The 12,238-nt window shown below is 35.3% G+C and carries 10 protein-coding genes; 3 read left to right on the top strand and 7 right to left on the bottom strand.

Annotation, left to right across the window (positions count from 1 at the left end; genetic code table 11):
* From AB4Y90_RS08645 to AB4Y90_RS08655, 3 genes are all read right to left on the bottom strand, one after another.
* On the bottom strand, nt 1-1,456 hold a 1,456-nt coding region (locus tag AB4Y90_RS08645; protein WP_441557003.1), incomplete at its 3' end, for an FMN-binding glutamate synthase family protein.
* A 54-nt stretch (nt 1,457-1,510) separates the two neighbouring features.
* Nucleotides 1,511-2,857 (bottom strand): tRNA (N(6)-L-threonylcarbamoyladenosine(37)-C(2))-methylthiotransferase MtaB, encoded by a 1,347-nt coding sequence (gene mtaB, locus AB4Y90_RS08650; RefSeq protein ID WP_441557004.1) that lies wholly within the window; start codon nt 2,855-2,857, stop codon nt 1,511-1,513.
* A gap of 65 nt (nt 2,858-2,922) precedes the next feature.
* A complete protein-coding gene (locus AB4Y90_RS08655; protein WP_441557005.1) occupies nt 2,923-3,513 on the bottom strand; it encodes a DUF1572 domain-containing protein in 591 nt (196 codons plus the stop codon).
* A 70-nt stretch (nt 3,514-3,583) separates the two neighbouring features.
* On the opposite strand from AB4Y90_RS08655, the gene AB4Y90_RS08660 reads away from it, so the two are divergent.
* Nucleotides 3,584-3,943: a nuclear transport factor 2 family protein gene (locus tag AB4Y90_RS08660; protein WP_441557006.1), complete on the top strand. Its 360-nt coding sequence runs from the start codon at nt 3,584-3,586 to the stop codon at nt 3,941-3,943.
* Nucleotides 3,944-3,991: 48 nt separating this feature from the next.
* On the opposite strand, the gene AB4Y90_RS08665 is transcribed toward AB4Y90_RS08660, so the two are convergent.
* Both AB4Y90_RS08665 and AB4Y90_RS08670 read right to left on the bottom strand, forming a co-directional pair.
* On the bottom strand, nt 3,992-6,088 hold the full coding sequence (locus AB4Y90_RS08665; RefSeq protein WP_441557007.1) for a T9SS type B sorting domain-containing protein: 2,097 nt from the start codon (nt 6,086-6,088) through the stop codon (nt 3,992-3,994).
* Between the two features lie 133 nt (nt 6,089-6,221).
* On the bottom strand, nt 6,222-7,019 hold the full coding sequence (locus AB4Y90_RS08670) for a hypothetical protein (protein ID WP_441557008.1): 798 nt from the start codon (nt 7,017-7,019) through the stop codon (nt 6,222-6,224).
* Between the two features lie 333 nt (nt 7,020-7,352).
* On the opposite strand from AB4Y90_RS08670, the gene glgP reads away from it, so the two are divergent.
* Entirely contained in the window at nt 7,353-9,017 is a 1,665-nt protein-coding gene (gene glgP, locus AB4Y90_RS08675) for an alpha-glucan family phosphorylase (protein ID WP_441557009.1), read from the top strand.
* 74 nt (nt 9,018-9,091) lie between these two features.
* Here glgP and AB4Y90_RS08680 read toward each other — a convergent pair whose 3' ends face one another.
* Both AB4Y90_RS08680 and AB4Y90_RS08685 read right to left on the bottom strand, forming a co-directional pair.
* On the bottom strand, nt 9,092-9,283 hold the full coding sequence (locus tag AB4Y90_RS08680) for a DUF6496 domain-containing protein (protein ID WP_441557010.1): 192 nt from the start codon (nt 9,281-9,283) through the stop codon (nt 9,092-9,094).
* 12 nt (nt 9,284-9,295) lie between these two features.
* A complete protein-coding gene (locus AB4Y90_RS08685) occupies nt 9,296-9,769 on the bottom strand; it encodes a hypothetical protein (protein ID WP_441557011.1) in 474 nt (157 codons plus the stop codon).
* A 116-nt stretch (nt 9,770-9,885) separates the two neighbouring features.
* Between AB4Y90_RS08685 and AB4Y90_RS08690 the strand changes: the two genes are divergently transcribed.
* Nucleotides 9,886-12,015, top strand: a complete 2,130-nt coding sequence (locus AB4Y90_RS08690) for a S9 family peptidase (RefSeq protein ID WP_441557012.1) — start codon at nt 9,886-9,888, stop codon at nt 12,013-12,015.
* The last annotated feature ends 223 nt before the right edge of the window (nt 12,016-12,238 follow it).

Here is a 12,238-nt window from a genome sequence, read left to right on the forward strand (position 1 = left end):
GCTCAAACTCATCTCCCCGCATAAACATGCTTGCATCGACTTCTTCATACGAACTCCTTCCTGCAGCAGCAATTAATTCATTACAAGTGTGTAAAGTATTTTTATGAAAATGATAAACTCTTTCAGCTTTATCGGTAACATCAAGCCCTTTAATCAACATTTTATCCTGTGTAGCAACTCCGGTCGGGCAATTGTTGTTATTGCATCTCAAAGCCTGAATACAGCCTAAAGAAAACATAAATCCTCTCGCATTATTACACATATCTGCTCCCATCGCAACCGCCCGCAGAATATCTAAACTTGTCAAAACTTTTCCGCTGGCTATGATTCTTAATTTATTTCGAAGATTATAGTTTTTCAATGTACGATTTACAAATATTAAAGCAGGCTCCAAAGGCATCCCTACTCCGTCAGAAAATTCAGGCGGTGCAGCTCCGGTTCCACCTTCTGCTCCATCAATGGTAATAAAATCAGGATAAATTTTCAGAACATTCATCTGAACACAAATATCTTCAAACTCTTTGGTATCGCCAATACACAGTTTAAAACCAACAGGTTTTCCTCCTGAAAGCTCTCTCAGTTGTTGTACAAACCTTAATAATCCTGCAGCATCAGAAAAAGACGAATGCGAAGGCGGGGAAATAATGGTCATTCCGGGGGTGACATGACGAATTTTAGCAATTTCCGGTGTATTTTTTACGCCCGGCAAAACTCCGCCATGACCAGGTTTTGCACCCTGAGATAATTTAATCTCAATCATTTTTACACTTGGAAGAGTAGAATATTTTGTAAATAATTCAGGATTAAATTTTCCTTCCTCATCTCTGCAGCCAAAATATCCGGTTCCTATTTGCCAGCAAAGATCTCCTCCTTCCAAATGATGGGGCGAGATTCCTCCTTCTCCTGTATTATGATAGAAATTCCCTTTTTTTGCACCTTTATTTAGCGAAATCTGCGCTCTGTCACTCAATGCACCAAAACTCATTGCCGAAATATTAAATAATGAAGCGTTATAAGGCTGAGTACATTGCTCACCACCTACCCAAACTCTGGGAAGCTCTTCTTTAGGAGATTTGGCATAAATAGAATGCTTTATCCCCTCATATTTTCTATGGTTGACTTCTAACTGTGTTCCGAAAGGAACGGTATCGCTAAGATTTTTTGAACGTCTGTAAACTGCAGAACGCTGATTTCTGGGAAATGGCTTTCCGTCTGTTTCTCTTTCAATAAAATATTGCTGCATTTCAGGGGAAATTCCTTCAAAAAAATACCTGAAATATCCTAAAACAGGAAAATTCCTCAAAATGGCATGCTTTGTTTGATACGTATTGTAAACTCCTAATGCATAAATTGCTGTTAACAACGTAGGAATCCAATAATGTGCTTTGATCAGTACTGCCACAACCCATGTTGCAGCTACCAATACAATTCCCCAAGATAAAAACTTATCTCTCATAAGAATAGATTTAAAACGTTAAAGATTAAATGTAGTGGAAATATAGCAAACAGACTAAGCTTTTGCTAAAAAACTTTCGTAAGACGATTGCACAGAAACCGTGCCATCTGACAGGATTTTTTCTAAATTCAGGAATTCGATCTGATTAACCGAAGCCTGATCAAAATCTTTTTGCACCCTCACATAATTTTCTGTGAAGCCGTACATTTTGCCGTCTTTATTTTCGTGTTCCCAAAGAACCGGAAGCGTTTTTCCAAGCTGGGTTTGGTAAAATGCCATTTTCTTTTTTTCAGAAAGAATTCTAAGCATTTTATTACGTTTTTTTCTTTCCGGAATCGGAACAACGCCCTGCATTCCTACCGCTTCAGTGTTTTCTCTTTCAGAATAAGTAAATACATGAAGATAAGAAATCGGCAGATTATTCAGGAAGTTATAGGTTTCCATGAATAATTCTTCGGTTTCGCCCGGGAAACCTACGATAACATCTACACCAATTGCTGCATCGGGCATTACTTCACGGATTTTATTAACCCTGTCGTTATACAATTTGGTAAGATAACGACGCTTCATTTTTTTCAATAAATCGTCGCTTCCCGATTGCAAAGGAATGTGAAAATGTGGTACAAAACTCTTGCTTTTAGAAACCAATTCGATGCTTTCATCTTTCAAAAGATTCGGTTCGATCGATGAAATACGGATTCTTTCGATACCTTCAACTTGGTCAAGCTCAGAAATTAAATCTAAAAAAGTATGCTCATGCCTTTTGTTTCCGAACTCACCTTTACCGTAATCACCGATATTTACCCCCGTTAAAACGATTTCTTTAATGTCTCTTTCTGCAATTTCTCTGGCATTTTTCAGAACATTTTCGATGGTATCTGAACGTGAAATCCCTCTTGCTAAAGGAATTGTACAGTACGTACATTTGTAATCACAACCATCCTGAACTTTCAGGAAAGCTCTGGTTCTGTCTCCGATAGAATAACTTCCGATAAAAAAATCAGTCTCTTCAATTTCGCATGAATGAACAACACCTTCACTTTCAGATTTTTCCAAATCATCCAAATAACTCAGAATATTGAATTTTTCTTTGGCTCCTAAAACCAAATCAACACCGGTGATCTGCGAAATTTCTTCAGGTTTCAGCTGTGCATAACATCCAACAATCACCACCAAACCTTCAGGATTGGCTTTCATGGCTCTTTTTACATGAAGTTTGCATTCACGGTCTGCGTTTTCGGTAACCGAACAAGTATTGATTACATAAATATCTGCTCTATCATCAAAACTTACCTTATCATAACCTGCATCTGTTAATTGACGGGCAATAGTAGATGTTTCCGCAAAATTTAATTTGCAGCCAAGAGTATGAAATGCGGCAGTTCTATGAAAGTGAGCCATTTATTTTCCTGAATTTTGTGGGTGCAAAGATAATCAATTTAATATAAATTTTAAATCGATTTCGTCTATAGCTTATAATCATCCCTTACTTCGGAGTTATTCTGAAAACATACCGGTGAAGAATTTGAATTAAAATTGTTTCCAGAGAATTTATCTTTCATCTCATCATTAAAATCCTGAGATTTGTTTCTTGCAATGGAAAGCGTTTTCCAGTCTTCATTTTTTAGCATTTTAGCAATAAAAACAATCTGACCGATATGATAAGGATAATGCGCCAATTGTCTGAAAACCGCATCAATCACAGAATGCGCCTCGTTTCTTATGTAAATTGTTGAGTATAAATTTTCATCATTAATCTGATTCAAAGCATCAAAAAGACAGCTCCAGCCTTTTTCCCAATAGTCTAAAACCTCATCTTTAGTTTTAAAAGTATTTACAAATTCTCCATCGCGGTTTCTCCATGATTTTTCACCGTCTTCGGTTAAAAAATTCGTCCATCTAGACAGCATATTTCCTGCAACATGCTTCACAATGACTGCAATAGAATTACTTTCTTCATTGAATTGCCAGAAAATCTGATCATCCGAAAGCTGCTCAAATGATTTATCGCCGAGCGCTTTATAATATTCGAACCTTTTGATGAATAAATCTTTCATGATCAATATTTACTATTTTATATAAAACCAATTTAGCATTTTTCACGTATATAAATGTAAATTGCAGCCTATGAATTGTAAGATCAGCCATTTTATGCAGGATTTGAATTCCTTAAATATTGAAAAGCTTGAAAAGTGGTTTACTGATGAAACGGTTATTTGGATTCCGCCTACAAAAGAAATTTCAGGAAAAAGCAGAATTCTAGCATTGTTCAGAGCCATTTTCAGACGATATGAAAAGATTGAATGGAGCGTTTCTGAAATTTTCAATCTCGGAAACAATAAATATTTTTACCAGACTAATTCTTTAGCGCATATGTCCGGAAAAGGGAGCTACACCAATGAAATCTGTACTATTATACAATTTTCAGAATGCGGCAAAATACTTTATCTTTCTGATTATTTTAAAGATACAAGAGTTTTTAATTAACAAAAGCCATCCTATGCAAGATGGCTTTCGTTAATTTAATCATTACTATTATTCTCTGTTTTTCACCAATACCCATCCTGTGTATTTAATTGGCGTACTTTTTTTGTCATTTTCATTCCACGATACAGAATACCAGTAGTTTCCGGTAGGAACTTTTTTATTGCCTGAAGTTCCGTCCCATTTATAATTATTGAGCTTATCTGCCTGGAAAATTTTGTTTCCGTATCTGTCGAAGACATTAAACACCAGATTTTGTTTGTTTGCCAAAGCAGAATAATCTATGATATCATTGATGCCGTCGCCGTTTGGTGTAATAACATTCACAAGGTTAGGAACTACAATTCCTATTTCTATCGGCTCGCAATCGTAAGCATCTTTTACGTAGATTTTATGATCTCCTCTTTTCACATTGGTAAATACATTAGAATCCTGCCAAGCAATACCATCCATTGAATATTGGTAAGGCGCTTTTCCGGCATTTACATTTACTGTTATTGTGGTATTAGAAATATCAACACTTGTAATAACCGGCTGTTCTGAAGAATATACTTTTACATCTTGCAGAATAACACATTCTCCGGTTTTCAGCTTTACCCAGTAAGTTCCCACACCAACATCAGAAATAGTTTGCGTTGTTGCACCCGTACTCCATTCATATCCGTCAAATCCGGCTCCTGCATCCAGAGTGGTTTTATCTTCAATACAAATTGTTTTATCTTTTAAAACCTGAGAATATACCGGCGGAATGACTTCTAAAGTGATTTTGGAAATTCCGTAACAACCGTTTCCGTCTATTACTTTTACATACACTACAGCATTTGGCGAAATAAAATTGTTGGCAGGTATTATTTCGTTTGTACCATTCTTAGCGTCTGTAAGAGACGGGTAAAATTTCTTGGTAACGCCAGACTGACCTGTCACAGCAGCTGTGGTAAGATCAAAAGAAGCTGTTTTTAGTTTAACATCATAGGTACAGGCTCTTATCTGAGCATCATTAACGATTACTTCCGGATAAAATTTCAATGTTATAACAGCATAGTCAGAACATCCGTCGTTTGTTTTTACATCAGCATATACCGTTCCTTCAGCCGACAAATGCATGCTCGGATTTGAAATATGTCCGGTTCCGGCATTTAAAGCAGCTAATGTAGGATAGTAAGTAATCGTCACATTTGTACCACCAAAAACATTTGCAGTAGTTAAGTTAAATGTAGCCTGGCCGCTTTTATTATTATTACAGGCAAAAATTGTTGCATCGTTTGCCGTAATATTCCCTAATTTAAATTTAAAAGCACCGATCTGTCGGCAAGAATTAAGCGCATTGTTAGGATTTGTAGGATCCTGGTAATGAATACTGTAATAATAAGTTGTAGTCGTATTTACAATTAAAGGTGCGGTAATAGGGCTTGTTCCTGAAAGAGCATCATTCTGTGAAGTATGATAAGAAATACTAAAATTAGGGTTTCCGTTTAAAATTCCTGCAGTGAGTGTACTGAAATCGAATAAAGCAGGGCTTGTACAAATAAGAATCTCACGAGGATCATTAGGATTAGCCGCAGGATTTCCTGGAGGAACGAAGGGATTAGGCTGCAACGCAGGATCCGTAAAAGGAGAAGCCAAAGTAGCAGTTCCGCCCCAGGTTAGCGAAAAAGGAGCCGTTGTGCTGCTTCCTGCACCAACCCAGTTATCGATATATAAATAATAAGTTTGCCCTGCAACAACATCCATAAACTGACAATAAGGCGTAAGAGATCCTCCTGCCGCACTTGTTATTGTACTTGTCATATTCAATCCTGTTGATGCACCTACACCAATTACCGTTGCGGCATTGCATCGAATAGGCATACCTAAACTTCCGCATGCGACATTTGGTCCGTAAATCGCCCAGTCATAATCCGCATCAGGATCAGTAGGAACCAGATCAAAAGTAAGTGTTCCACTAGTAGCAATCGTTAATTTATACCATATTGAATTATGTTCTCCGGATATGAGACAGTCGCCCAATGTTTCATCAACAAGACCAATTCCCGTGGGACTGTAGGTTATGCTTGAATTTCCACAAACAGCTAAAGCGGTAGAGCAATCTGCCTGCGAATAAAAAATCTGCGAAATGCAAAAAAGAATAAGCAGTAAAGTTTTTTTCATATCTAATTTGATTAGTAGTTAAAGTATACCAAATATAACTAAATTTAATTAATCTCACCAAATAATGACAAAAACAAAATATTTATTAATAATAAAGAAATAACTTTATATTATTAATACTTATTTTTTAAAACTATTTAATACTAGTCATATTACCACAAAGGTTTTCAAGATGAAAAATCCTATGAAAAGGACTTTTTACCTGATTTAAATGTTCCCTATCCTGAATAAAAGTATATCGTGACGCAATAGAATTCATATCTGAAACAATAACCAGCCAACATTCATCAACCGAAGTATCATAATAAGGAAATTTTTCATTCTTTTTTTCGATCAGCTCAATAATTTTCTCTGAACAGAGCTCATCAAAAAGACTCATGTTATACTCATAGGTAATAAAAACATTTCTGCGGTGCGAAGATTTTCTGATATTTTTCACACAGCCGAAAGGCTTCCCTTTTTTGATGCTTTTATAAATATTTAAAATAATTTCCTGCTGATTTTCGAGAGAATCAAATTTAATATGATGGTGAAATTCTAAAAAATAAACACCACGATATTTCGTAGTGTCTTCTTGCTCAAGTAATATTTCTGCCTGACGGAAAATCTTATTTAAATTGCTTTCAACCTTCTTCATTTCAAGATGATTGATAACTTCTGTAAGCTCTATTCCAATCTTTTTTTCATTTAAGGTAGCGATAAAATCAGGGCTTTCGCAGGTAAGATTCTCGAAGGTAACATCCGGAAAATGATGCATAAAAGAATTAAGCAGCAAAATTTCTGCTTTTTTCTTATACTTTTCGCGGTCGTGAAGTTTAGATTCATCAATCTTTCGGTGATATTTTTCCATCGGCTTTTTTTTCAAATGCCGGTTGAGATAATACAGGCTGAGATTTTTTATTAAATCTTCATCAGAAAATGCTCTTTTCATGTGTGGTCTTTTTTAAAAATTAATAATGACACATGTTTTCACAGTTTAGGCTAAAAGCTTTTGATAATCAAAATTTTACGTATTAAATATATGAAATAATAAGATACGTTTACAGAAAAACAAAAAAATTAAAATTCATTTAATATTTAATTTTATCTCTGAATTTTTATCTTTGAATAAAGCATCTTAAAGCAAAGCACAATTTTCTTTAGTATGAAAAAAATAAAATATTGATTCAGCATGATGAAAGCTTCAATTATTAGGCACAGTTTTTTCAGTGTTGACAATCAGTATTAAACGATCTAATTTTATTTAACAATAAATATACATTTAATGGATTTCAGAAATTTCCAGGTTCCTTTCACCATCAATCCGAAATACGCAGAAAAAGTTGCTTATTTCTCGATGGAATTTGCATTAGAGCAGGTTTTAAAAATATATTCAGGAGGTTTGGGCTTTTTAGCCGGATCGCACATGAGAAGCGCATACAATCTTAACCAGGATCTTATCGGGATCGGAATTTTATGGAAATTCGGATACTACGACCAGGCAAGAAATCACGACCAGACTTTACAACCGACATGGACGAGGAAAATGTACAGCTTTCTGAAAGATACCGGCATAAAATTTCAGATTGAAATTCACAGCGCACCGGTTTGGGTAAAAGCCTGGTATCTTGATCCTGAAATTTTCAACACCGCACCGATGTTTTTCCTCTCTACAGACGTTCCGGAAAATGACCACATCTCTAAAACGATTTGTCATAAGCTTTACGATGCCAACGAATCTACAAAACTTGCACAATATATTCTTCTTGGAAAAGGCGGCGCCAAACTTTTGGATGAAATGAATATTGAAAGAGACGTTTATCACCTCAACGAAGCTCACGGACTTCCCGCTGCGTTTCATTTATTGAAAAAATATGGCGGAAATATTCAGAAAGTAAAAGAAAAACTGGTTTTCACAACCCACACACCCGAAGAAGCCGGAAATGAAAAGCACAACCTGAAGCTATGCTACGATATGTCTTATTTCTCAGGTTTAAGCATGGAAGAAGCAAAAAAGCTGGAAGGTTCTGATGGTGAACTTTTCAACCACTCTCTTTGCGCACTGAAAATGGCAAGAATTGCCAATGGTGTTTCGAAGCTGCACGGCGAGGTTTCAAGAGCAATGTGGAGTAAATATCCCGGTATCTGCGAAATAAAATCAATTACCAATGCTCAGGAATTTAAATATTGGGGCGATAAGGAACTTTACAATTCCAAAGACGAAAAAAACAATACGCTTTTCGATTACAGAAAGAAAATTTTAAAGAAAAGATTATTCAAAATTGTAGCCGATCAAACCGGGAATTTATTTGATCCCAACATCTTTACAATTGTCTGGGCAAGAAGATTTGCAGGTTACAAAAGAGCAGATCTGCTGTTGCAGGACAAAGTAAGATTCAGAAAGCTCCTCAACAATCCAAAATATCCTGTGCAAATTATCTGGGCAGGAAAGCCTTACCCGATGGATTACGCTTCGATTTCCATGTTCAATGTTTTGGTGGAAGAAAGTAAAAACTATAAAAATATGGCAGTTTTAACGGGATATGAATTGGCTTTAAGTAAATCCTTAAAGCAAGGATCTGATTTATGGTTAAATAATCCGAGAGTTCCGAGAGAAGCTTCGGGAACATCAGGAATGACTGCCGCAATGAACGGATCCGTAAACCTTTCTACAGATGACGGATGGATTCCGGAGTTTGCAAAGCATGGCGAAAACTCTTTTGTGGTTCCAAAAGCTGATTATGCAAATATGAGTATTTATGAACAAGACCGATACGATTTTAATAAACTATACGAACTTCTGGAAAATGATATTCTCCCAACCTATTACGATCAACCCGATAAATGGCGAAAAATACAGCAAAATTCTATGAAAGATGTGAAAGACAATTTCAACAGCGATAGAATGGCAGACGAATATTATACTATTTTGTACAATAAAAAAGCATAATTATCAAATCTGCATAATTTTAAAATTTATAAACCAAAAAAGATCGGCCTGAAGTTTTCAGGCCGATCTTTTTGTTAATCTTTTTTCTTTTTTTGTTTAGGAACTTTCAGTCCTTCTTCTTTGGCTTCAGAAATTCCGATTGCAACGGCTTGTTTTCTGTTTGTAACTTTGTCACCCGAAGAAGATTTCAATTTACCTTCTTTGAATTCCTTCATTACTTTTCCTACTTTTTCCTGAGCTTTTTCCGAATACTTTGTCTTGCTCATACTATTTATATTTTATGGTTTGGCTACAGATACTCCGATTTCATACACTTTAGCATGCTTCAGGTATTTTGACCGTTCTCTGGACGTTACCGATTCGAAATGATCGTTTTTTAAAACAACGATAGGATCTTCTGCGTTTTCAATTTCAAAATTTGCAAGATATCTCTCATCCGGTGGAGATTGAGTGAGTTTTGCTTTTATTTTCTGAAGTTCATCAGCATATTGCTTAAAACCGGGATCAGAAGAATGAATAAATTTATATTCTGGTCCTGCATCAACAAAATAATGCAGCTTTTTTTCAATTAATCCTGCCTCATCTGTTACTCTGGGATTATCATTTCCGTCTTTGAATGCCACTTCTACGAGTTCTCCACCTTTTTCGTTAACATAATTTTCGGCATCAGTAAAATTTGAGAATCCTGTAAATAAGATTTGATCTTCAAGTTCATAGCGGTTAAGCTTTCTGTTGTTTTCCTTAGTTTCCATAATTTCTATCTTTGATTATAAAACTTATTCAATTTATTTGCCAAAAGACAACAACAAAAGCTTTTTATTGTCAGATTAATAAAATTATTATCTTTGAAATTCTTTTAAATTAAGCAATGAAAAAATTATTATTTACTCTTACCGTTATCGCAGCATTTCAAAATGCCGTATCGCAGGAAATTACTTTAGATAAAATATATTCTGGATATTACCGTGGCAAAGGCATTGCCGGAATTACCTCCATGAAAAATGGTGAAAATTATCTGGTCATCGAACAAGGCGGAATTGCAAAATATTCTTATAAAACCTCTCAGAAAGATGGAAATCTTGTTGACGGAAATTTTGAGAGCTACGAATTTTCTGATGATGAATCTAAAATACTTTTATTAAAAGAAAGCCAACCCATTTACAGACATTCTTTTTTAGGAATATACGATATCAAAGATTTAAAATCTGGTAAAACATTAAGTTTAAATGACGGAAAACCGGTTCAGGAGCCGAGATTTTCTCCGGATGCTACCAAAATCGCTTTTATTGTTGATAACAATTTGTTTTATCAGGATTTAAATTCAGGAAAAATTACTCAGATTACTGAGCATGGTGTAAGAAACAAAGTTTTGAATGGTTTGGCAGACTGGGTTTACGAGGAAGAATTCGGACATGCAAGATTGTATGAATGGACTAAAAATTCTGCCGATATTTTATTTGTAAAACTGGTTGAAACCGACGTTCCGGAAATTTATATTCCAATTTACGGAAAATCACTTTATCCGAACGAGATGCGTTACAAATATCCAAAAGCGGGAGAAAAAAACTCTGTTGCTTCAGCGCATATTTATCATTTGGCAGACGGAAAAAAGACGAAAGTTAATTTAGATAATTTTAAAAATTATTATATCCCAAATGTTTTCCAGACAGCAAATCCGGATGAAATTGTTTTGATCACTTCACAAAGGACGCAAAATGCGTCTGATGTTTTGAAAGTAAATACAAAAACGGGTCAGACAACAAAATTATTCACAGAAAGTGATGATAAATGGATTGATACCGACAATGTGACTTTAGAATTTTTGGAAGACAATTCATTTCTTTGGGCTTCTGAAAGAGACGGTTTCCGTCATTTATACTGGTATGACAAAGACGGAAAACTGAAAAAACAGGTTACAAAAGGCAACTGGGAAGTAACGGAATATTACGGTTACAATCCGAAATCGAGTGAAATTTTCGTTCAGACTACAGAAAAAGGAAGCATCAACAAAGTGGTTTCTAAGATCAATATCCAAAACGGAAAATCGCAACTGATTTCAAATGCAGAAGGAAACAATGATGCAAATTTCAGTAAAAACTACAATTATTTCATCGAAACTTCTTCCACTGCCGCAAAACCTTACACTTTTGTTTTGAAGGACGGCAACGGAAAACAGTTGAAAGAACTTCAGAACAACGATGACCAGCTTAAAAAATTACAATCTGATAATTTTTCAGTAAAAGAATTTATCACCATTCCAAATTCAGCTGGCGATCAGATGAACGCATGGATCATTAAGCCTAAAAACTTTGATCCGAATAAAAAATATCCGTTGTTTATGTACCAATATTCGGGACCGGGTTCTCAACAGGTTTCCAATTCCTGGGATAACGGAAATGCACTTTGGTTTGAAATGTTGGCTCAGAAAGGCTACATTATTGCTTGTGTAGACGGTCGTGGAACAGGTTATAAAGGAGCAAAATTTAAAAAAGTTACCTATAAAAATTTAGGAAAATACGAAATTGAAGACCAGATTACAGCGGCAAAATGGTTCGGATCTCAAAAATATATCGATAAAACCAGAATCGGAATTTTCGGATGGAGTTTCGGAGGTTATATGGCGAGTCTGGCAATGACCAAAGGTGCAGATGTTTTCAAAGCAGGAATCGCTGTTGCACCGGTTACCAACTGGAGATATTATGATTCAGTTTATACCGAAAGATTTTTATTGACACCACAGGAAAATCCAGCAGGTTATGATGAAAATTCACCAACAACTTATGCCAATTTGCTGAAAGGTAAATTTTTATTAATCCACGGAACAGCAGATGACAACGTACATTTCCAAAATTCTATGGAGTTTTCTGAAGCTTTGATTCAAAACAAAAAGCAGTTTGAATTTATGGCTTATCCTGATAAAAACCACGGAATTTATGGTGGACAGACAAGACCGCAGTTGTATCAGAAAATGACGGATTTTATTTTGGAGAATCTTTAAATTTTATCTGAATTTAAATAATAAAAATCCGAGTCTCATACAAGATTCGGATTTTTATTTTCTTTCTTTCCATTGATCAGGATTTCTCGAAGTATGAAAAACAGAATATATTTCAATTAAATTTCTTTCTTGATTGTAATAATAGTGAATTCCGAAAGGAATTTTTTTCAGAAAAACAATTCTGTTATCATCATATTTAAGCTCAAAAGACAAAGGGTTTTCT

Source organism: Chryseobacterium sp. 2TAF14 (assembly GCF_052115105.1).
Lineage (GTDB): Bacteria > Bacteroidota > Bacteroidia > Flavobacteriales > Weeksellaceae > Chryseobacterium.

What these genes read in the sequence shown, in the direction of transcription:
- AB4Y90_RS08680 (WP_441557010.1), bottom strand. Translation starts at nt 9,283, where the DNA reads ATGAGCAAGACAAAGTATTCGGAAAAAGCTCAGGAAAAAGTAGGAAAA.
- AB4Y90_RS08685 (WP_441557011.1), bottom strand. Translation starts at nt 9,769, where the DNA reads ATGGAAACTAAGGAAAACAACAGAAAGCTTAACCGCTATGAACTTGAA.
- AB4Y90_RS08665 (WP_441557007.1), bottom strand. Translation starts at nt 6,088, where the DNA reads ATGAAAAAAACTTTACTGCTTATTCTTTTTTGCATTTCGCAGATTTTT.
- AB4Y90_RS08690 (WP_441557012.1), top strand. Translation starts at nt 9,886, where the DNA reads ATGAAAAAATTATTATTTACTCTTACCGTTATCGCAGCATTTCAAAAT.
- AB4Y90_RS08655 (WP_441557005.1), bottom strand. Translation starts at nt 3,513, where the DNA reads ATGAAAGATTTATTCATCAAAAGGTTCGAATATTATAAAGCGCTCGGC.
- mtaB (WP_441557004.1), bottom strand. Translation starts at nt 2,857, where the DNA reads ATGGCTCACTTTCATAGAACTGCCGCATTTCATACTCTTGGCTGCAAA.
- AB4Y90_RS08660 (WP_441557006.1), top strand. Translation starts at nt 3,584, where the DNA reads ATGAATTGTAAGATCAGCCATTTTATGCAGGATTTGAATTCCTTAAAT.
- AB4Y90_RS08670 (WP_441557008.1), bottom strand. Translation starts at nt 7,019, where the DNA reads ATGAAAAGAGCATTTTCTGATGAAGATTTAATAAAAAATCTCAGCCTG.
- glgP (WP_441557009.1), top strand. Translation starts at nt 7,353, where the DNA reads ATGGATTTCAGAAATTTCCAGGTTCCTTTCACCATCAATCCGAAATAC.